General features: G+C 70.0%; 19 protein-coding genes. 11 read left to right on the top strand and 8 right to left on the bottom strand.

Features of this window, described 5'->3' with window-relative positions:
• The first annotated feature begins 267 nt into the window (after nucleotides 1-267).
• Complete coding sequence (locus Ssi02_RS16150) at nucleotides 268-3,018, top strand: hypothetical protein (RefSeq protein WP_204026320.1); 2,751 nt, start codon at nucleotides 268-270, stop codon at nucleotides 3,016-3,018.
• Here Ssi02_RS16150 and Ssi02_RS16145 read toward each other — a convergent pair.
• Nucleotides 2,982-3,410 (bottom strand): NUDIX hydrolase, encoded by a 429-nt coding sequence (locus Ssi02_RS16145; RefSeq protein ID WP_204026318.1) that lies wholly within the window; start codon nucleotides 3,408-3,410, stop codon nucleotides 2,982-2,984. The genes Ssi02_RS16150 and Ssi02_RS16145 overlap by 37 nt on opposite strands.
• 72 nt (nucleotides 3,411-3,482) lie before the next feature.
• On the opposite strand from Ssi02_RS16145, the gene Ssi02_RS16140 reads away from it, so the two are divergent.
• Entirely contained in the window at nucleotides 3,483-4,124 is a 642-nt protein-coding gene (locus tag Ssi02_RS16140) for a DUF6758 family protein (protein ID WP_204026316.1), read from the top strand.
• Nucleotides 4,125-4,190: 66 nt separating this feature from the next.
• Complete coding sequence (locus Ssi02_RS16135) at nucleotides 4,191-4,904, top strand: MBL fold metallo-hydrolase (RefSeq protein ID WP_204026314.1); 714 nt, start codon at nucleotides 4,191-4,193, stop codon at nucleotides 4,902-4,904.
• A gap of 96 nt (nucleotides 4,905-5,000) precedes the next feature.
• On the opposite strand, the gene Ssi02_RS16130 is transcribed toward Ssi02_RS16135, so the two are convergent.
• Together Ssi02_RS16130 and Ssi02_RS16125 are read right to left on the bottom strand one after the other, a co-directional pair.
• Nucleotides 5,001-5,873, bottom strand: coding sequence for an alpha/beta fold hydrolase (locus Ssi02_RS16130; RefSeq protein ID WP_204026312.1), 873 nt, complete (start codon nucleotides 5,871-5,873; stop codon nucleotides 5,001-5,003).
• Nucleotides 5,874-6,118: 245 nt separating this feature from the next.
• Nucleotides 6,119-7,828, bottom strand: coding sequence for a DEAD/DEAH box helicase (locus Ssi02_RS16125; protein ID WP_239128952.1), 1,710 nt, complete (start codon nucleotides 7,826-7,828; stop codon nucleotides 6,119-6,121).
• 402 nt (nucleotides 7,829-8,230) lie between these two features.
• On the opposite strand from Ssi02_RS16125, the gene Ssi02_RS16120 reads away from it, so the two are divergent.
• Nucleotides 8,231-8,896, top strand: coding sequence for a ferritin-like fold-containing protein (locus Ssi02_RS16120; RefSeq protein WP_204026308.1), 666 nt, complete (start codon nucleotides 8,231-8,233; stop codon nucleotides 8,894-8,896).
• Between the two features lie 383 nt (nucleotides 8,897-9,279).
• Nucleotides 9,280-9,540, top strand: coding sequence for a hypothetical protein (locus tag Ssi02_RS16115; RefSeq protein ID WP_204026306.1), 261 nt, complete (start codon nucleotides 9,280-9,282; stop codon nucleotides 9,538-9,540).
• 12 nt (nucleotides 9,541-9,552) lie between these two features.
• Here Ssi02_RS16115 and Ssi02_RS16110 read toward each other — a convergent pair whose 3' ends face one another.
• The 5 genes from Ssi02_RS16110 to ligD (Ssi02_RS16090) all read right to left on the bottom strand — a co-directional run bounded on the left by Ssi02_RS16110 (nucleotide 9,553) and on the right by ligD (Ssi02_RS16090) (nucleotide 12,985).
• Nucleotides 9,553-9,783: a DUF3107 domain-containing protein gene (locus tag Ssi02_RS16110; protein WP_204026305.1), complete on the bottom strand. Its 231-nt coding sequence runs from the start codon at nucleotides 9,781-9,783 to the stop codon at nucleotides 9,553-9,555.
• A gap of 300 nt (nucleotides 9,784-10,083) precedes the next feature.
• Nucleotides 10,084-10,710 (bottom strand): TetR/AcrR family transcriptional regulator, encoded by a 627-nt coding sequence (locus Ssi02_RS16105; protein WP_239128951.1) that lies wholly within the window; start codon nucleotides 10,708-10,710, stop codon nucleotides 10,084-10,086.
• A 64-nt stretch (nucleotides 10,711-10,774) separates the two neighbouring features.
• Complete coding sequence (locus Ssi02_RS16100) at nucleotides 10,775-10,990, bottom strand: Rv3202a family protein (protein WP_239128950.1); 216 nt, start codon at nucleotides 10,988-10,990, stop codon at nucleotides 10,775-10,777.
• A gap of 154 nt (nucleotides 10,991-11,144) precedes the next feature.
• Entirely contained in the window at nucleotides 11,145-12,014 is an 870-nt protein-coding gene (ligD, locus tag Ssi02_RS16095; protein WP_204026675.1) for a non-homologous end-joining DNA ligase, read from the bottom strand.
• Nucleotides 12,015-12,034: 20 nt separating this feature from the next.
• A complete protein-coding gene (ligD, locus tag Ssi02_RS16090) occupies nucleotides 12,035-12,985 on the bottom strand; it encodes a non-homologous end-joining DNA ligase (RefSeq protein ID WP_239128949.1) in 951 nt (316 codons plus the stop codon).
• 228 nt (nucleotides 12,986-13,213) lie between these two features.
• On the opposite strand from ligD (Ssi02_RS16090), the gene ku reads away from it, so the two are divergent.
• From ku to Ssi02_RS16060, 6 genes are all read left to right on the top strand, one after another.
• Nucleotides 13,214-14,134 (top strand): non-homologous end joining protein Ku, encoded by a 921-nt coding sequence (ku, locus tag Ssi02_RS16085; RefSeq protein ID WP_204026303.1) that lies wholly within the window; start codon nucleotides 13,214-13,216, stop codon nucleotides 14,132-14,134.
• A 486-nt stretch (nucleotides 14,135-14,620) separates the two neighbouring features.
• A complete protein-coding gene (locus Ssi02_RS16080; protein ID WP_204026302.1) occupies nucleotides 14,621-15,160 on the top strand; it encodes a hypothetical protein in 540 nt (179 codons plus the stop codon).
• A gap of 443 nt (nucleotides 15,161-15,603) precedes the next feature.
• Nucleotides 15,604-16,509 (top strand): alpha/beta fold hydrolase, encoded by a 906-nt coding sequence (locus Ssi02_RS16075; RefSeq protein ID WP_239128948.1) that lies wholly within the window; start codon nucleotides 15,604-15,606, stop codon nucleotides 16,507-16,509.
• A 207-nt stretch (nucleotides 16,510-16,716) separates the two neighbouring features.
• Nucleotides 16,717-17,898 carry an adenylyltransferase/sulfurtransferase MoeZ gene (moeZ, locus tag Ssi02_RS16070; protein ID WP_204026300.1) on the top strand — a complete coding sequence of 394 codons (1,182 nt, stop codon included), beginning with the start codon at nucleotides 16,717-16,719 and terminating at the stop codon, nucleotides 17,896-17,898.
• 148 nt (nucleotides 17,899-18,046) lie between these two features.
• Nucleotides 18,047-18,787 (top strand): hypothetical protein, encoded by a 741-nt coding sequence (locus Ssi02_RS16065; protein ID WP_239128947.1) that lies wholly within the window; start codon nucleotides 18,047-18,049, stop codon nucleotides 18,785-18,787.
• A gap of 32 nt (nucleotides 18,788-18,819) precedes the next feature.
• Nucleotides 18,820-20,103, top strand: coding sequence for a S8 family serine peptidase (locus Ssi02_RS16060; RefSeq protein ID WP_204026299.1), 1,284 nt, complete (start codon nucleotides 18,820-18,822; stop codon nucleotides 20,101-20,103).
• The last annotated feature ends 52 nt before the right edge of the window (nucleotides 20,104-20,155 follow it).

The following is a 20,155-nucleotide window of genomic DNA, read 5'->3' as shown; positions in this document are numbered from 1 at the left end:
AAAAATTGCACAAATAACACGGCTTGGGGCTGACTCCCCCGAGCCGGGCAAGCTCCCGATGAGGAGGTGCTGAGCGTGGCCTCGGGCTCCCACGACCCGCGCTCACGATGGAGCCCGCCGCACGGCGGCGGCACAGACCGCGCGACACCGCACGGCACATCACCGTCATCCCGGGAGGAACGACCACCTCCGACACTCCAGCACGCCCCCCCAGGACCCGCAGCGGGCGAAGCCGCCAGAGGTGTTCCGCTCGCGTCCCCGTGGGGCATGCCCCCGTTCGCGGCGCCGCACCACGACGACGGCGCGCCCCACAGGGAGGACCCCCTGACGGATTCGCCGAGCCCCCGCCGCAGGCCGTACGACTCGCCCGCCACGGGCGGCAGGACCCCCACCGGCGACGGGGCCGGCACCGAGGAGTCCGCGCCCGGCGGTCCGCCGGGGCGGGTCCGCAACCGGCCGGACAAGCTGGTGGCCTCCGGCCCGCCGCGCAAGCCGTACTCCATGCCCATGTCGCCCCGGCGCTCACGCGACATCTCCCCGGCGCCCGAACCCCCAAAGACCACTGAACCCCCTGAAGACCCCGTGCACCGCGTGGGCGGACCGCCGACCGGGCGTCCGACCCGGCCCGACCTGCTCGCCCCGAACGCGCCGCCGGACGGCCAGGGGCCGGGCTCTCACCGGGCCGTGCCCCCGTCCGCGTTACGCCGCTCGACGCCCACCCGCAGGCGCCGGCGCGGCTTCACGCCGCTCTCGCCGATCGTGCTGGTCGCCGTCGCGATCGTGCTGGCCGGCGTCGGTGTGATCGTCTGGCAGGGCGTAGGGCCCTTCGCCACAGGGTTGCGGCTGGCCGCCGGCGAGGGGCGGCCGGGCGACGGGCTCTTCGCGGTGCCCTCCGGCGGGGGCGGCTCCAACCAGGTGCTCAACGCCGTCACCTCCGACGGCGCCACGATCGTGGCCGTGGGCAGCGACACCACGAGCCCCGTGCCGAGGCCCCTGTTCCTGACCTCCGACGACAACGGCGCCACCTGGCGGCTCGGCAAGGTGAAAGGTCCGGCGGGCACGGCGACCACGGTCGGCCGGGTCGTCGGCGGCGACGGCAAATGGCTGGCCGTCAGCAGCGAGAGCCCCACCGACTCGGCCCCCGCGGCACGCGGGTTCTGGAGCAGCGACGACGGCAGGGAGTGGGTCGCCGCCGACTCCCGCGGACTCTCCGTCTTCCAGCCCGTCGACCAGGTCACCGACATCGCGAGGACCGAGGCGGGCTTCGTCGCGGTGGGCGGCACCCCGCACGGCGGCGGGATGGCCCCCGTGGCCTGGGTGTCCGCCGACGGGCGCGAATGGGACCGGATCGACAGCAAGAAGATCGGCGGCCCCGACAAGGTCCAGACCATCAAGGCCGTGGTGGCCAGAGGCAAGTCGGTGGTCGCCCTCGCCGAGCCCGGCCAGGGCGACTCGGCGTCAATCATCCTGCGCTCCTCCGACGGCGGGCGCACCTGGAAGCGCACCGGCGCCTCCCTGGCGGACGTCGCCCCGAGGCCGGGGGCGCTGGCCGCGCTCCGCGACGCCTTCGTGCTGGTGCCGATCAGGCAGCGCACCGACGACGGCGACGTGCGCGTCTACTGCTCGCCCTCCGGGGCCGAGTGGCGATCGTGCGGCTCCATCAAGGGCTTCTCCCGCGACGGCGGCGGCGTCAACCGGCTGACCTCCTTCGGGTCGGGCGTGGCGGCCATCGCCGAGAAGAGCTGGGAGCGATATGTCATCCACACCAGCACGAACGGCAAGAGCTGGTCCAAACACACCGACCTCGGAAAGTTGCCCAAGGCGACCCTGCGCGACCTGACCATCTCGGGCGGCGGAACCCTCGTGGTCGGCGGCGACCGAGCCGGCGAAAAGGACAACCAGCTCGTCCTGATGACGGCGGCCAAGGGCGGCCCCGTGGCCTCTGTGCCCCTCAAGGAGATCTCCGGGCTCACCCGCGTCGCCCGCGAGATCAACCGGGTGGCCGTCGGCGAGGGCCGCTACGTCACGGTCGGTTCGGCGGCGGGGGAGGCCGGCATCTGGACCGGCACCGGCGGGGACGACTGGGCGGCTGCGGGACCCGCGCAGATCCTGTCCGGCCCCGGCAAGCAGACCCTGACCGACGTCGCCTACGGCCCGCAGGGCTGGCTTGCCGTCGGCAGCACCATGAGCGGCGCCGCCTACACCCGCGTGCTGGCCGTCAGCTCGGCCGACGGCAGGACCTGGCGCGGCATCCCCGCAGAGGGGCCGCTCGCCGCCAAGCCCGACCTCCCCTACCTCGCCGCGCACGCCGTGGCCGCAGGGGAGACGGGCTACGTGCTCGCCGGGGAGGAGGGAGGGCTCGGGGGCCGCAAGTCGGCGGCCCTGTGGTTCACCTCCGACCTGCGGCAGTTCACCCGTGCGGGCAAGCTCCCCGCGGGCGGCACGAACATCCGCATCCACGACGTCGCCGCCACCTCCGAGGGCTTCGTCGCGGTCGGCGGGGCGGGCGGCAACGCCCATGAGGACAGCGTGGTCTGGCTCTCCGCAGGCGGCACCGAGTGGACCCAGCGCAAGGGGGTGCTGCCGCCCGAGGCGTCCTCGGCCGGTCTGCGCCACGTCGCGGTGCGCGACGGCCGGATCGTCGCGATCGGCACCGCCCAGGTGCAGGGGGTGCGGCGCACCTTCTCGGCCGCCTCCGGCGACAACGGCTCCACGTGGGAATATGCGTGGATCCCGGCCGACGAGGCCTCCGCCGTACAGGACGTCGCCGGCGCGCCCGACGGGTTCGTCGCCGTCGGGTGGCACGGCGCGGCGGGAGACGGCGACAGTGCCGCGTGGATCTCCGAGGACGGCCTCGCCTGGCAGCGGCAGATGCCGGAAGGCGACGGCCTCGCCGGGGCGGGCACACAATATCTCGGCGCGGTCGTGGAGTCGGAGGGCGAGGTGATCGCACTCGGCCGGTCGACGACCTACAGCGCCGATCACTTGTTGGTCTGGCGCACCTCGTTCGACGGCTGATCAAGGATCCCCCACTCGGTGAGGGCGTCGGCCAGGCCGGGGCTCAGCGGCAGCCGTACGGCTTGCGCCCGCGTGAACCACCTCGCGTCGGCGGCGTCGTCACCGGGTGTGGGGGAGGAGCCGTCCGCGGCGACGGCGAGGTAGTCGCGGATCACGTAGACCACCCCGCCGGGACCGGGGCGCTCCACCGTGCCCGCGAGTTCGCCGACCGCCACCCGCAGGCCGGTCTCCTCGAAGATCTCCCGGCGCACGGCCTCGGCGTCGCTCTCGCCCGCCTCGACCCGGCCGCCCGGCAACGACCAGAGGCCCGCGGACGGAGGCCGGCCGCGCTTGATCAGAAGGAGGCGTCCGAATCGGTCGCTGATGATGGCCCCGACGCAATTTACCCGCACATGGCTAATATTACGGCTGGATAACGGCAGTGGTCTTGACGTATGGGATTTGGCGACGCAGCGTAGGTAGGCGTGAGATCCGTGCCCATCTGCCCGCGATGTTTCGGACCGCTTCAAGCTCCTAACTCATGGTCGAGCGCGTGGCGATGTGCCGAACACGGCGACGTCCTCCCCCTCCAGCCCCCCCTCAGGCCCACCCCCGAGGCGCTCCAGCACTTGCGGGAGCGCTCCGAGGTGCCGCTGTGGTTGCCCTGGCCACTTCCGGCCGACTGGATGATCTCCGGCTTCGCCGAGGTGGCGAACGAGCAGGGTGCCGCCCGCGCCTCCGTCGTGGCCCTCAGCGGCCCGTCGGTGACCTACGGGCCCGGGGACCTGCTCGTCGTGGCCGAGGAACCCGGAGTGGGGCTCGGAGCCGCCTACGCGGGCCTCTCAGGGCCCGATCCGGGGCCTGGCTTCGGTCAGGGCACAACCCACGCCAAAGTCCACGCGATGGGGCATCCAGTCGCCCTGTGGTGGGTGGAATCCGCGGCCGACCGCGCCGTCTACGCGGGAGAGGCCCTCGGCAACTGGCTCTGGATGGTCGCCTGGCCCGCCGACGCCGGCTGCCTCATCGCCCTCGGCCAGCTCTCCCTCCTCGACCTCCGCGACAACGGACACGAGTTCGACCTGCCCTTCGGTGCCCTCACAACCCGCCTGGAAACCGACGGCACGTGAGGTGTACGGCACGGGCCGGGAAAGGCTCAGTTCATCCGGGGCGCGGCAGCGGTAATGTCTAGTGGCGTGACAGCGCGTATCGAGCGAGTGGTGACCGAGGGTGTGGTCGACGTCGACGGCGTCGAGCACAAGGTCGAAAACAACACGTGGATCGTCGGCGACGACAACGAGGTCATCGTCATCGACGCCCCCAGGGACGCCGAGGAGATCCTGGAAAAGATCGGCGAGCGTGAGGCGCTCGCCGTCATCTGCACTCACGGCCTGCCCGACCACGTGGGAGCGGCGATCGAGGTGGCCGCGCGCGACGAGGCCGTGATCGCCTTGCATCCCAAGGACAAGCGCCTGTGGCGCGAGACCTGGTCGGAGACCTGGCCCGACATCGACATGGACGACGAGGGACTGTTCGGCGTCGCCGGCGTCGAGCTTGAGGTCCTCGCCACCCCCGGCGTGACCGCCGGCGGCGTGTCGCTCTATAGCGAGGCGCTGGGCGTGGTCTTCACCGGCAAGACGCTGCAGGCCGACGGCCCCGGCCGCCTCGGCGGCGAATATCCCGCCCTGGCCGACCAGCTCACCGCCATCGGGGCCCGGTTGTTCACCTTGCCCCACGCCACGCGGGTGTTGCCGACCCACGGCGAGGAGACCACGATCGGCGACCTTGAGCGCCACTTCGACGACTGGATCGGCGGCTCCCTGACCCGCGTGGCCGAGGACAAGCCGGAGGGCCCCCTGACCGACGGCACCCGGGCGGCGGGCATCAAACTCAACATCAACGACGACTGACGGCGCTCTTCCGCCGGCGATGAACGTCCCCCAGGCGAGGACCGGTCCGGGGGACGCTCAATCGTGTCGTGCTCAATGCTCAGAGGGTCTCGATGCTCAGAGGGTGCGGTAGCGGCTCTCCGCAGCGTTCCAGAAGCGGGTGAGGGCCGCCGCCGTCGTCTCCGGCGCCTCGACGGCGGGGGAGTGCATGGCACCCGGCACCACGATGCATTCGGCGTTGAGGCGGCCCGCCATGTCCGCCTGGATGTGGGGCGGCCAGCCGTCGTCCCCCTCACCGTAGATCACCAGTGTGGGCACGGCGATCTCGGCCAGCTCGTCGGTGCGGTCGCGGGCGGTGAGCACCTCTTCCGCCATGACCGTCAACCCGGTCACGGAGTTGGACATCAGCCGTTTGCGGAGAAAGCAGACGATCTCCTCGGGCACCCCCGCCGCCACCGCGTCGGCCTCCAGCCGGCTGGACCAGATGTGCTCCACTCCCAGCGGCAGCTCATTGATGATCGTGCGCCCGGTCTCCTGACGCCTGCCCACGATCGCCGCCGGCCCGGCGTCCATGAGCGTGAACGACGCGAACTTCGTGCGCCCGTCGATCACCGCCTCGCGGCTGACGAGCCCTCCGAAGGAGTGGCCCACGAGATGCACCGGTCCACCCTCGCCGAGCACGGCGGCCAGCTCGTCGACGTCGTCGCCGAGGGCCGCGCAGGTGTAGGCCCCGGGGTCGTCGGGGCCGGGCGTCTCAAACTGTCCTCGCATGTCGATCGCGATGATGCGGCGCCCGGACAGGGCCAGGGACTGCATGATCGCGATGAAGTCTTCCTTGCTGCCGGTCAACCCCGGGACCAGTAGCGCGGGCCATCGCTCGGGAATGCCGGACACCGGAAGCGCCTCAAGGGCGGCGAACTTTCCCACCGAAGTCTCGACCTGCGTTTGGCAGACTCCGTCTGGCAGGGTAAGGAAGCGTGGCGTGCTCACGTAGGACCACAATACCTAGCGCTTGCCCCGAAGACACCGCCAAAAGTCACACATTGGTGTCGCTCCGTACACCTCTCGTGACACAGCCTTCATGCCGGCCCCCGTCCGCCGCGGATTACGTGTTGTCCCGGCGCTCAACGGCGCAGGCCGGCGCATAAGCCTGGCGCTCGCCGGGCTTCGGCGTATACCGGCGTGACACAGACGTGCGGGCCCCGCCGCGGTAGGCGGCGGGGCCGTGGGGTGGGTCAGCTGCGGCGGGGCCGCCGCGGGTGCTGCGGGGGGCGGCGGCGCTGGGCGGCGCGCTCCGTGGCAGCGGAAGGGGCGATCTCGTCGTCGTCGGTCGCGAGGTCCGGCGACTGGAAGATCACCATGAACGGCGAAGCCGGAACGATGCGTTCGGCCTCCGGTCTGGGCTCGGCGTGCTCCACCTCGGGCAGCTGCGGCTGGAACGTAGCGGCCTCCGGCAGAGCCGTGGACACGGCGTCCACGGCGGCTCCCGTCGTGCGGCGGGTGCGTGCGCGCCGGGTGGGGGCGGCGCCGTCGGCCGAGCCGGGCTGGGTGGCCTCGGGCTGGTCGAGAAGCGTGGCGTCGTCCGATGCGCGGGTGCGGCGCTTGTCCAACGAGACCTCCGGCTCTGGAGCGGGGGATGCCGGCGTGCTGAGAACCTCCGTGGCCGGTGTGCCGGCCGCGGTCTCATCGAGCCTGCCGCCGCGGGTGCGCCGGCGCTGGCGGTCGCGGCGCGGGCGCGTCTCACGCTCTTCGCGTTCGTCGCGCCGGCGTCCGCGGGAGCGGCCGGTCTCGCCGAGGTCCTCGATCCTCTCCGCGGCCAGACCGGCCCGGGAGCGCTGGGCGTGCGGAAGCACACCCTTGGTGCCCTCGGGGATGGACAGCTCGGTGAAGACGTGCGGCGAGGTCGAGTAGGTTTCCACCGGCTCGGCGAAGGCGAGGTTCAGCGCGCCGTTGATGACCTTCCAGCGGGTGAGTTCCTCCCACTCCACGAAGGTCACCGCGATGCCGGTGCGCCCGGCCCGCCCGGTGCGCCCGATGCGGTGGACGTAGGCCTTCTCGTCCTGGGGGCAGTCGTAGTTGACGACGTGCGTGACGTCGTCGATGTCGATGCCCCGCGCCGCCACGTCGGTGGCGACGAGCACGTCGATCTTGCCGTTCTTGAACGCGCGGAGCGCCTGCTCCCGCTGCCCCTGACCGAGGTCGCCGTGGACCGGCGCCGCGGCGAAGCCGCGGGTTTCGAGCTGCTCGGCGACCATGTCGCAGGCACGCTTGGTCTCGCAGAAGACCATCGTGAGCCCGCGGCCGTCCGCTTGGAGCATCCGGCCCACGATCTCGATCTTGTCCATGCGGTGCACCCGCCAGACATGCTGTGCGATGTCCGGCTTGGCCTCACCCTCGCTCTGCGTGCTCTCGGCCCGCACGTGGGTGGGACGGTTGAGATACTTCCTGGCAAGGGAGACGATCTCCCCCGGCATGGTCGCGGAGAACAGCATGGTCTGCCGCTCCGCGGGGATGAGCTTGATGATCCGCTCGATGTCGGGCAGGAAGCCCAGATCGAGCATGCGGTCGGCCTCGTCGAGCACCAGCATGGCCGTCTGGCCAAGGTCGAGGTGCTTTTGCTTCACGAGGTCGAGCAGCCGGCCCGGGGTGCCGACGACGACGTCGACACCGGTCTTGAGCGCTTCGACCTGGGGCTCGTAGGCCCGCCCGCCATACACAGAAAGCACGCGCGAGCCGAGCTTGCCACCCGCGGCCACGAGATCCTCCGTGACCTGGAGCGCTAGCTCACGCGTGGGCACGACCACGAGGCCGCGCGGCTTTTTGCGGTTTTTGCGGGGCTTGCCGATGCGTTGCAGCATCGGGATGCCGAAGGCGTAGGTCTTGCCCGTGCCTGTGCGCGCCTGGCCGATCACGTCCTGGCTGCTCAGTGCGAGCGGTAGGGCCATCTCCTGAATCGGAAACGGCGTCGTGATGCCCTCGGTCTCGAGGGCATCGGCGATCTCTGGTATGACTCCGAGGTCTCGGAAAGTCGTCAGCGTGGCCTGCCTCAGTCTCCAGTGAAGGCGGGCCCGCCGGGACCACGGGTTCGAACGATCCCCCGTCCGGGGTCCTCGCGGAGAAGCCAGCCCTCTCACGTCATCGCGACCGCAGTGGCGAACGCCAAACATGGGGGTCCAGGAGACAATCCTCCTGGATTTACACAGTGCGGTCGCACTTTCACAGAGCAGTGTACTCGATACCACAACGGAGAACCGATTTCTTGGCGTTCGACATGTTTTTCCACCGAGACAGCCCCTGTGGCGTGGCTGAAGTGGGGGGTTGCGAGGGGATCCTCGTACGCTGCATCCATGAGTGATTCCCCTCAGGCGCCGGGTGTCGTCGATCTCCTAGGTGTCCTGGCCTACGCCGAGCTGACCGGGTTCCTGCGCATGGCGGAGGACGCCACCAGGTTCGCCCCCACGCTGACCGACAGGGCTGCGCTCAGTGACCTCGCGGCCACCGAATATGCCCACTTCCGGCTGCTCAGCCAGTGGCTGGAGTCCCTCGGCGTGGACCCTGAGGCCGCGATGGAGCCGTTCGTCACCGCCCTCGACGACTGGCACACCCAAACCCAGCCGTCGGACTGGCTGGAGGCCCTGGTCAAGGCTTACGCCGGCAACGGGATCGCTCTCGACTTCTACCGCGAGGCCGCCCGCCACCTCGACTCCGCCACGAAGAACCTCGTGGACGAGGCGGTCGCCGACGAGGGCAGATCCGAATTCGCCGTCGAGCGTGTGCGCGCCGCCATCGAGGCCGACCCCAAGGTCAGCGGCCGCCTCGCCCTATGGGCCAGGCGCCTCGTGGGCGAGGCCCTCAGCCAGGGCCAGCGTGTGGCCGCCGCCCGGCCGAGCCTCGCCCAGATGCTGGTCGACGCTCACGGCGAGGACCTCGCCGAGATCTCCCGCATGTTCGCCCGTCTCACCGAGGCCCACGGCAAACGCATGTCCGCCCTGGGCCTCACCCCGGGCCCCTAAGTCCGTATACGGCGCCGCCGGCTTGGACGCTCACAAGAATTCCTTGGCCGAGTCCGTGGACAAAAACCGCACCGTCGGCGGTAGCGTGCCTGATATGAGGGCCTCGCGGCGCTATGACACTTCCCTGATGAGATGTGGGCCGAATCGCTGGACATCGCGTCCGGTGTTGCGACGAGAGAACGCGATCTGTCCCAGCAGCGACAACATCCTCCACGAAACGCCACGACAACGCCGCCCGCGCTGCTGCCACCTGGCAACACGCAGGATGTGTGCGGGAGAGGGCAGGTCCTAGAAACCCGGCCGATCCGCGCTGCCGGCCCCGCAGGGGCCGGCAGCGCGCCACCATTGGGGAGGGCGGGGGCGATCGGCGGGGGTCTCCGGGCATGCCGGGCGCCTGGATCGCCCTTGTGCCGCGCCACCTTCGGGACGGCCGGGACGGCATCCTGCGGGACGGCCGGGACGGTGTCCTGCGGGACGGCCGGGACGGTGTCCTTTGGGACGGCCGGGACGGTGTCGCCGGGCGCGCCGAGCACCCGGGCACGCCGGCCTTCGGGACCGCCCGGGTGCGGCTGTCGAACCACGGCTGTGGACCACGGCTGTGGAGCCCGTGGCGGTGGAAACCCGCAGGGGAGCCGCTGCAGTGAGCCGTGAAACCGCTAGAGGGTGCCGCCGAAGCCGACGGGGCGGAGCTCGTCGCCGCCGATCTCGACGAAACCGAGAGAGGCGACCGGGACGATGATGCGGCGGCCCTTGACGTCTTCGATCGCGAAGACGCCGCGGTCGGCGGCCATCGCCATGCGGACCTCCTCTTCGACCTGCTCAGCGGTGAGATCGGTCTCGACGACGATCTCCCGGTGCACCGACCGCACGCTGATCTTGATTTCCATCAGGTTCCCTTTCGCCGAGGGAGACGTGACCGCCGCCCATGGACCATCGTCACCCCGGAAGGCGGCCCGATGGGGCCCTGATCGCGCCAAGCGAACAGGGGCAAGTGCCAGGGCCACGTGAACAGGGCCAAACCAACGGGGTTAAACCAACGGGGCCAAATCAGCAGCGCCGGATCAGCAGCGCCAAGTCAGCAGGGCCGGATCAGCAGCGCCAAATCAACAACGCCGGATCAGCAGCGCCAAGTCAGCAGGGCCGTACGACCAGGCCCGGTGCCGGAAGACCAGGATCAGGTGAACAGGTCAGTGGTCGCTGGTGCGGGGAAAGCCGCTGATGCCGCGCCAGGCGAGGCGGGCGACCAGTTGCTCGGCGGCGTCCTGCGGGATGGCCCCGTGGGTGGTCACCCAGTAACGCGCGCTGACCTCGGCCATGCCGACGAGGGCGACGCCGAGGAGATGGGCCTCCTCGCTGGAGCAGCCGGTGTCCTCCTGGATGACCTGGCTGATCATCTCGGCGCAGTCGCGGAGGGAACGCTCGACACGCTGGCGGACGGGGGCGACGTTGCGCAGGTCGGACTCGAAGACCAGGCGGAACGCCTCTCCCTGGCCGGACACGAAGTCGAAGAACGCCCCGAACGTGGCCCGGACCCGCTGCTTGTTCTCCGTGGTGGAGTCGAGCGCGTCGCGGCACCTCTTCACCATGTCCTCGACGTGCAGGTCGAGCAGGGCGAGGTAGAGCTCAAGCTTGCCCGGGAAATGCTGGTAAAGGACCGGCTTGCTGACCCCGGCGCGCTCGGCGATCTCGTCCATCGCCGCCGCGTGATAGCCGTTCTCGACGAAGACTTCCTGGGCGGCGCTGAGCAGCTGGCGGCGGCGGGCCATCCGGGGCAGCCGGGTGCCCCGGGGCTTGGCGTCCGGGGTAGCGGTCACGGCGTTCTCCTTGGGTGGCTCCATGTCTCCAGGGTCTCGCACATCCTACGTGTGGGTAATCCGCTCAGCGATAGTCGTCTTCGTCGAGGTTGACGCCGCGGGCCTGATCGGCCGCGTCGGCCGGATCGGCCTCCAGAGGCGTGCCGTGGTCCGGCCATTGGTTGCCGTCGTCTCGGAGGGTGAGGTGCTGCTCGACGGCGTCGGCCTCGGCGGCCTCGGCCGCGATCTCCTCCTCCGCGACCAGGACGGGCTCGTCGCCGTGTTGATCCATCTCCGACATCTGCGTAACTCCCTCCAGTTCGCCATTGAAACCGGCCCCGCGAGTATGCAGGTGAGCGCGGCTCCGTCCAGGCAGCCCGCCGCTCAATCCCACACTACTTTTCGATTTTGATTTCGCGAGGAGGTAACCCGCATCGGGGCGTCGCGGCCACCCCCTATTTCGCCACCTCCGAGAACAGGTCCCCTTGGTGTTCCACCCGGGACAGGACGTCGGATGAGGTGAGGACGAGGTCGCCCGGGTCCGTGCAGTCCTCCACCTCCTGCCAGGTCAGCGGGGTCGAGGCGGTGGGTCGTTCACGGGCTCTGAGCGAGTAGGGGGCGACTGTGGTCTTGGCGGGGTTGTTCTGGCTCCAGTCGATGAACACCTTGCCGGGTCTGGCCTTGCGGGCCATCACGCTGACGACGGCGTCCGGGTGGGCCTTTTCCAGCCTGCGGGCGATGGCTTTGGCGTAGTCGGAGGGGTGGCCGCCCTCCCACGGCGCGTAAAGCTGGAGCCCCTTGCCGCCGCTGGTCTTCGGCCACGAGGTGATGCCTTCGGCCTCGAGCTCCCCGCGGATCAGCTGCGCCACCAGGCAGCACTCCACGATCGTGGCCGGCTCGCCGGGGTCGAGGTCGAACACGAGGGTGTCGGGCGGCTGCGCGGCGCCGTCGTCGTCGACGCGCCACATGGGCACGTGGAGTTCGAGCGCGGCGAGGTTGGCGAAGTAGACGAGGGTCGGCAGATCCTCCACGACGGGGAAGTCGATCGTCTCCCGGCCTTTGGAGCTGCCGGGCACGGGAAGCGTCACCGTGCGTATCCAGCCGGGGGTGTGCGCGGGGGCGTTCTTCTCGAAGAAGAAGGCCCCGTCGACCCCGTTGGGGTAGCGCTTCACGGTCAGGGGCCGTCCCCGCAGGTGGGGAAGCATCACCGGGGCGATCCGCGTGTAATAGTCGATCACCTCGGCCTTCGTGAAGCCGGTCTCGGGGTAGAGGACCTTGCCGAGGTTGCTCAAGGACAGGTCGCGACCGCCCACATGCACGGTCACCCGGTTATCCTTCGCCGCACTCACAGCCGCACCTCCCCCGGAGCCTTGTCCGGCCGCAGCCCCCTCCAGGCGGGGTTGCGCAGCCGCACGTCGCGTGTCCACATCGTGTAGGCCACTTCCCCCACCACCTCCGGCCGAACCCATTTCGCGTTTTTGGCGATGTCCCAGGGGGGCCGCTCGGCGAAGGGGCTGTCCGGGATCTCCAGCGGTGTGAGCAGGGAGTACAGGGCGTCGAGCGCCGCGTCGGAAAAGCCCGTGCCGACGTGTCCGATGTAGACGAGCCCGCTCTCCCCGAACGCCCCCATCAGCAGCGACCCGATCCCTCCGGCTCGCCGCCCGGCCCCGGGCCGCCACCCGGCGATCACCACCTCCCGCGTCGACAGGTGCTTCACCTTGATCCACCAGTCCACCCTGCGCCCCGGCCGGTACGGAGAGTCCAGCCTCTTGGCCACCACCCCCTCCAGCCCCTGTTCGCGGGTGGCCGTGAGCAGATCCCCGCCTTCGCCGGGAAAGGCGGGCGGCACGTCCAGGCCGAGCGAGCCCAGCAGCTCCCTGCGCTCGGTGTACGGCAGAGCCAGCAAAGTGTGGCCGTCGAGGTAGAGCAGATCGAAGGGCAGATAACGCACCGGAACCTCGGCCAGCAGGCCCGCCGCGCCGGGGTTCTCCACGTGCATACGACGCTGGAGCAGCTCGAAGCTGGGACGCCCGGTCTCGTCGAGCGCCACGACCTCCCCGTCGAGCACGGCCCGGTGCCCGGCGTGGCCCTGTCCGCCGAGGACGTCGACGGCGTCGGCGACCTCCGGGTAGCGGCGGGTGAAGTCCGTCCCCCTACGACCGGTAACGCGTATCCCGTCCTCCCGGACGTACACCACGGCCCGGATGCCATCCCACTTGACCTCTAGGGCGTAGTTCGCCAGATCCGCAGGTAGCCGGCCGGATACGGCCAGCATCGGCGCGATCGGATATGGCATTGGATCCCCCATGAGGGGTATGTGCCTCATGGCGAGTAATCCGGGATTAAGGGTTCTGCCTCGTCATGGACTCAATCGTCTCGGCCCGGCTCACGCCACGTCGCCGGGTGCGTGACCTGCGTGGATCCGGCTTCGCCGTACAAAGCGGTCTGAGGGCAGAAAAGGTGCACTGTTCGAACGTGTGGTCGGAAATTAGTATCGAATGAGGTCGACCTCGGGAGGACGGCTATGCGCAGCATTTGGAAGGGTGCGATCTCCTTCGGGCTGGTTATGATCCCCGTGAAGGTCTATTCGGCCACCGAGCAGAAGGACGTGTCCTTCAACCAGGTGCACCGCACCGACGGCGGGCGCATCAAGTATCGCCGCGTGTGCAGCGTGTGCGGGCAAGAGGTGTCCTTCGGCGACATCGCCAAGGGATATGAGCTCGCCACGGGCGAGATGGTGGTGCTGACCGACGAGGACTTCGAGGACCTGCCGCTGTCCACCTCCCGCCGCATCGACGTGCTCCAGTTCACCCCTGCCGAGCAGATCGACCCGATCTACTTCGCCAAGTCCTACTTCCTGGAGCCCGACGCCCAGGGCGCCCGGCCGTACGTGCTCCTCCGGGACGCCCTGGAGCGCTCCGGCCAGGTCGCGGTCGTCAAGGTCGCGCTCCGCCAGCGCGAGTCGCTCGCGACCCTGCGGGTGCGCGACGGGGTGTTCGTGCTGGAGACCATGCTCTGGCCGGACGAGATCCGCGTCGCCTCCTTCCCCTTCCTGGAGGAGGACATCGAGGTACGGCAGGCCGAGGTAAGCATGGCCGAGTCGCTGATCACGACCATGGTGGCCGACTTCGACCCCGCGGAATACCGCGACGCCTACCGCGAGGCGCTCCAGGAGGTCATCGAGGCCAAGGTGGCGGGCCGCGAGGTGGTCGCCCCCGCCGCCCCCGCCGAGGAGGCCGGTCCCTCCGTCGACCTCATGGCCGCCCTGCGCGCCAGCGTCGAAGCCGCCAAACGCGAACGCGAAGCCGCCGGTCCCAAGGCCCCCCGTACGGCAGAAGCCAAGGAGGCCAAACCCAAACGCCCGGCCCGAGCCGCGAGCAAGACGGAAAAGGAACCCAGGGAAGCCAAGGCCCCGGCCCGGCGCAAGCCCCGCAAAACCGCCTGACCGCACGGAGGGTGACCGCCGGACACGCGGTAAGCGCCCCACCCGCCTGACCGCCACGCTTACGCAGCGTAGCCACCGGGTCCGCCGTGAGCGCCCCGGGGCACTTCCGGCGCTCGTCCCCACCAGGCCGCCGCCCGCGGCCTCACGCCCGGCTGCGCCGACGACTCCCGGCGCCCGCGCCGGCCGCCCGTGGTGCTCGGCGCCCGGCCGGTCGGTATGCCGGGGTGCCGGGTGCCTTCGGGTAGCGCATGCCGCGCCGGGACCTGCCGTATCGGGCGGTTCCTGCGTCCGTCCGCACCTCGCCGGCCCAAGCGGTGCACGCCGCCGGCAAGGCCGGACTCTGTCCGATGGGTCCTGCACGCGTGAGCGTCGTGGCACCTGGGAGGTGCCACGACGCCGACGTCACGCTTGACGTCTTAGGGCAAGCAGGTCATCGCGACCTGGCATGTCCGTCTCGTTCGGCTGGGACTATCGACGCCATCTGCGGTGGTGACTGGCCCCGGCCTTCACGATCTTGATCTTCTTCTTGTAGAAGAGGAAGTGCTCTCCGGCCCGGCTGCAGTGGCCGTGGGAGCAGTTGTGGTGGTGGTGCCGGTGGTGACGGTGGTGACGGTGTCCGTCACGGAAGTCGCCGCCGCCGCCCTCGCCGTCACCGTCCCAGTGGTCACCGTCATGCCCGTGATGCCCATGATGCCCGTCGTGGTGGTGGTGATGCGGGCGGTGGTGGTGGTGACGGTGGTGGTGGAACCGGTTGAAGTGGTGGTGGTGGTCGTGGTGGTCGAACGTCCTGAATCGACGCACCTTCACGACGTGGACCTTGTAGAGGCAGAAGTGCTTGCCACAACGCGCGCCGTGCGAGCTGGCGGCGGCGGGCGAAGCAGTGATTGCAGTGGCTGCGCCGACTGTGACCACGCCGCCACCGGCGATGGCCGCAGCGACGAGCACGTTCGAGAGTCGCTTCAGGTTCATCTTCTACTTCCCTTTCCGAATGATCGGCCCGAGGGGCTATTGGCCTTGATGTCCTGATTCGTGACCATGAAACTGATTACGGATAGTTATCTACTGAATACGGAGAGTCTTTGCTAAGTGTGGTGAGTTGGACTGGATAAAAGCGATGTATTAAGTGGATGCCCTATGACCTTTCTGAGGCGTGTGGGCTGATCAGAGGGTGTGTGGGGGAGTCTGGTAGAGATCGCGAAGCGGGACGGGCGGAGGTGGGGCCCAAAAGTTCAGACGGAGAAGGGCTTCCAGAGATCAACTGGAAGCCCTTTATGCTGCTTTGCGTGTCCTAATTTGTGTTGATATATGTGGAATTGCGGTTATTTGTGTGGGGGTGAAATAATTAAATGGGGTTATCGGTTGTACATTGTGGGTATATAAAGACATCCGACTCAATAACCGTCCTGCGCCAAGGGCGGCTATCGTCGGAAGCCGTAAGGCTGAGCGGAGGCGCTGACAGAGGAGGCGCGGTGAACGAGCCGATCCCGGTGTGGCCCGGACAACTGGTCGACCTCGGAGAACAAGAGGTCTTCGTGCGTTCGACCCCGCAGACCGCGACGGAGACCGCAGTGTTCGTCCACGGACTCGCGGGCTCGGCCACCAACTGGACCGACCTGATGAACGAGTTGCGCGACGTCGTCGCCGGGCACGCCGTCGACCTGCCGGGGGCGGGCTACTCGCCGGCCCCGCCGAGCGGCGACTACTCCGTGGACGCCCACACGCAGTCGGTGATCCGCCTGATCGAGAATCTCGACCGCGGTCCCGTGCACCTGTTCGGCAACTCGCTCGGCGGAGCCGTCTCGGTCCGCCTCGCCGCCACCCGGCCCGACCTGGTGCGGTCGCTGATCCTCGTCTCGCCGGCGCTGCCCGATCTGCTCCCGAGGTACGGCCCGGCCCGAGTCGTGGTGTCCGCCGCCCCCCGCATCGGGGAGTGGGCCGTCGAGCACCTCCGCGTGCTGCCGGCGGAGAAGCGGATCAACGCGACGCTCGCCATGTGCTACGCCGACCTCGCCCGGGTGCACCCTGAGCGCTTGCGGGAGGCCATAGAGGAGCTGCGCCGCCGCGACGCCCTCGCCTACGCCGGTCAGGCGCTGGCCGCCTCGGCCCGCGGCATCGTGTCGGAGTACTTCCGGCGGGGGGAGGATAATCTCTGGCGGCAGGCCGCGAAGATCATCGCCCCGACGCTCGTGATCCACGGGCGCAAGGACCGGCTCGTGGACCCGCGCATGGCCGCCCGCGCCGGCCGTACCTTCCCCAAGGTGCGGCTCGTGCTGCTGCCCAACGCGGGGCACGTGGCGCAGATGGAGTTCCCCGACCTGGTCGCCCGGGAGGCCAGAGAGCTGATCGCACACGCGGTGGCGGCCCAAGCGGCCTGAGGCGCCTGGGAGGCCGTGGAGCCGGCGGCGCGACCCCGGTCGGCGGGCGCCTTAGCTTGATCCACAACTCCGCCCGGCTCATGTTCCGGTAGTCGGGGCCGGTGGTTGGGAATGCCCGGCGGCCGGGCTAGGTTTGCATGTGCGGGGCGCACGGTGCGGTGCGCCGTAGACCCCTGATCATTCCCCTGAAAACGGGAGCGGAGAAAAGTGTCGTTGCCACCGCTGGTAGAGCCGGCAGCCGAGCTGACAGTTGACGAGGTGCGCCGCTACTCGCGCCATCTGATCATTCCCGATGTGGGGATGGCGGGGCAGAAGCGGCTGAAGAACGCCAAGGTGCTGTGTGTGGGTGCCGGTGGCCTCGGGTCCCCCGCGCTCATGTATCTCGCGGCGGCCGGGGTCGGCACGCTGGGAGTGATCGACTTCGACATCGTCGACGAGTCCAACCTGCAGCGCCAGATCATCCACGGCCAGTCCGACGTGGGCCGTCTCAAGGCCGAGAGCGCCGCGGCCAGCGTCAAGGAGATCAACCCGCTGGTCGACGTCGTGGTGCACAACGTGGCGCTCAGCACCGACAACGTCATGGAGATCTTCTCCGGCTACGACCTGATCGTGGACGGGACCGACAACTTCGCGACGCGCTACATGGTCAACGACGCGGCCGTGCTGCTCGGCAAGCCCTATGTCTGGGGCTCGATCTATCGGTTCGACGGCCAGGCGAGCGTCTTCTGGGCCGAGCACGGCCCTTGCTACCGCTGCCTCTACCCCGAGCCCCCGCCGCCCGGCATGGTGCCCTCCTGCGCCGAGGGCGGTGTGCTCGGCGTGCTGTGCGCCTCGGTCGGCTCGATCCAGGTCAACGAGGCGATCAAGCTGCTCACCGGCATCGGCGATCCGCTCGTGGGCCGTCTGATGATCTACGACGCGCTGGAGATGCAATATCGCGCGGTCAAGGTCCGCAAGGACCCCGAGTGCCCGCTGTGCGGGAAGAACCCGACGATCACCCAGCTCCTTGAGGACTATGAGGCCTTCTGCGGCACGGTGTCCGACGAGGCCCAGCAGGCGGCCTCCGGCGCGACGATCACCGCGCTGGAGCTCAAGGAGATGCAGGACCGCGGCGACGACATCTACGTCGTGGACGTCCGCGAGCCCAACGAGTATGAGATCGTCAACATCCCCGGCGCTGTGCTCATCCCGAAGGGCGAGTTCATCAGCGGCGCGGCGCTCGAGGGTCTCCCGCAGGACCGCAAGATCGTCCTGCACTGCAAGTCGGGCGCACGTTCGGCCGAGGTGCTCGCGATCTTGAAGAACGCCGGCTTCTCCGACGCCGTCCACGTCGGCGGCGGCGTGCTGAGCTGGGTCAAGTCGATCGACCCCAGCCTGCCGACCTACTGAGGTCCGGCATATCGACGATTGCACGCCCCGCCGGCTCAGGTCGGCGGGGCGTCGCCGTACGCGCCGGTCACCTTCCGGATTGCCGAAGCCGTGGCGGTATGGCGGAGAAGTGCGGCTGTTACCCGGTCTTCAGCATTAAAGTCGAGCCGTGACTGATGTCCCTGGCCGGAGTGCGCGCCCGGTCTGGCCGGCCCTCGTCGTGGCGTCGGCGCTGACATTGATCTGCGCGGTCGTCGCCGGGGTGGCCGCGGGAGCGGCTGGGACCGAGTTGACCAGGGGCCCCAGCACCGACGAACTGCGCCGCGCCTCCGCCGAGGAGGTGGCGCGCCGATGGTGGGTCTGGCCCGCCGGGCGCATCTTCCCTGAGACCCTCGCCTACTCCGCCGAACAGGGCGGAGAGGAGCAGGCAGCCCGGGTCGGCATATCTCCTGACACCAGATGCGCGTCCGCCTTGGATCGTGCCCTCCGCACGGCCCTCGCGAAGGCCGGATGCCAAGGTGTGCTGCGCGCGACCTACCTCGACGCCCTCCAAGGCGTCCTCGTCACCGTCGGCGTGGTGGCCTTCCCCAACGAGCATGCCGCCGTCCGGGCCAGAGCCGCGCTCCCGCACTCCGGCAAACCTTCCCCGGGCCTGCGGGCCCTGGCGTTTCCCGGCACCGTGAGCGACCGCTTCACCTCCCAAGGCCGCCAGGCGGGATCTGTACGGCAGGCCGGGCCGTACGTCGTGCTGACGACGGCGGGGCAGATCGACGGGCGCCCCGCCAGAGCGGTGGGGCAGCAGCGGCCGGGCATGTTTGCGTTCGCCCCGGATCTGGGGGAGCGGGTGCTGGCCGTCCTGAGCCGGCCGCAGATGCCCGACTGCGGCGAGGCCCGGGAGTGGCGTTGCTGAGCGGCAGGCCGGGGCGCGCACGGAAGCTCCTCATGCGCCTGACCGCCGTCGGCCTGGCCGCCGGGCCCGTCGTGCTCGGCCCCGCCGCTCTGGCCGCGTGGGCGCGCACGGACAACGACGGCGTCAGGGGCGGCCAGGCCCGGGTGCTCGACACGCTCGACCTGCCGGAGGCGTGGCGCGTCACCAAAGGCGAGGGCGTCATGGTCGCCGTGCTGGACTCCGGCGTCGACCCCGGCCACCGCGACCTTGAGGGCTCGGTGATCGTCGGCAGGGACTTCACCGAAGGGGCGAACCCGCCAGGCATCCCGCCCCGGCAACTCCACGGCACCTACATGGCGTCCCTGATCGCCGGGCATGGGCACGGACCCGGCGGGCTGTCCGGGGTGATCGGGGTCGCGCCGCGGGCGAAGGTGCTGTCGGTGCGGGTGATCCTGGAGGACGAGGAGCCCGGGTTCCGCGACTTCAACACCGAGGCCCGCTTCGAGAACGTCGTCGCCAAAGGCATCCGCTACGCCGTCGACCGGGGCGCCGACGTGATCAACATGTCCATCTCCAAGGAGCTCGCGACCGAGGAGGAGCGCTCGGCCATCCGCTACGCGATCTCCAAGGGCACCGTACTGGTCGCCGCGGCGGGCAACGAGGGGGCGGTCGACCCCGGCGGCGCGGGATTCGCGCCCTACTCCTATCCGGCGGCCTTCCCCGGCGTCGTCTCGGTCGCCGCCGCCGATCAGGGACTGCGCCGCGCGTCGTTCTCGAACTGGAACCCCTCGGTCCTGCTGGCCGCCCCCGGTGTCGACATCCTCGGCGCCGGGCCGGGCGACGAGTACTGGGTGGGGAAAGGCACCTCCCAGGCGACCGCGCTCGTCTCGGGCGTGGCCGCGCTGATCCGGGCCAAGCACCCCGATCTGCCCCCCGCCCTGGTGATCCAGGCGCTCACGGCGGGCGCCACCCGGCGCCCCTCCGGGGGCTACGACACCGATCTGGGCTTCGGCGTGGTCAACGCCGACCGCGCGCTCGCCGAGGCGGGCCGCATCGCCCGGCACAGCTTCACGGCGGTGGGCGCCCGCGCTCACGATCCCGGCAAATCCCTTCGCCCCGGACGGGGAAGCCCGGCGGCCCGCGCGCCGCGCGGGCCGGTTGTGGTGGTGCGCCGCGACAGCGGCCGGATCACGATCTACGGTGGTGTCGCCGTGGTCGCCGCCGTGGCGGCCCTCGTCTCGGTGGGAGTGATGGCGGTTCTGGTCGGCAGGGCGCGGCGCCATCCTCCGGAGTCGATCACGTACTTCGCATCCGCCCACCCAGGGGGCGGTGAGTAGGAAAGGCCACTTCAGGGGATGACAGCGACAAGATGGGGTGCCAGCTCGCCCA

The sequence above is a fragment of the Sinosporangium siamense genome, from assembly GCF_016863435.1.
Taxonomy (GTDB): domain Bacteria; phylum Actinomycetota; class Actinomycetes; order Streptosporangiales; family Streptosporangiaceae; genus Sinosporangium; species Sinosporangium siamense.
The sequence above is the reverse complement of the archived record's forward strand: the minus strand, read 5'-3'. Positions and strand labels throughout refer to the sequence as shown.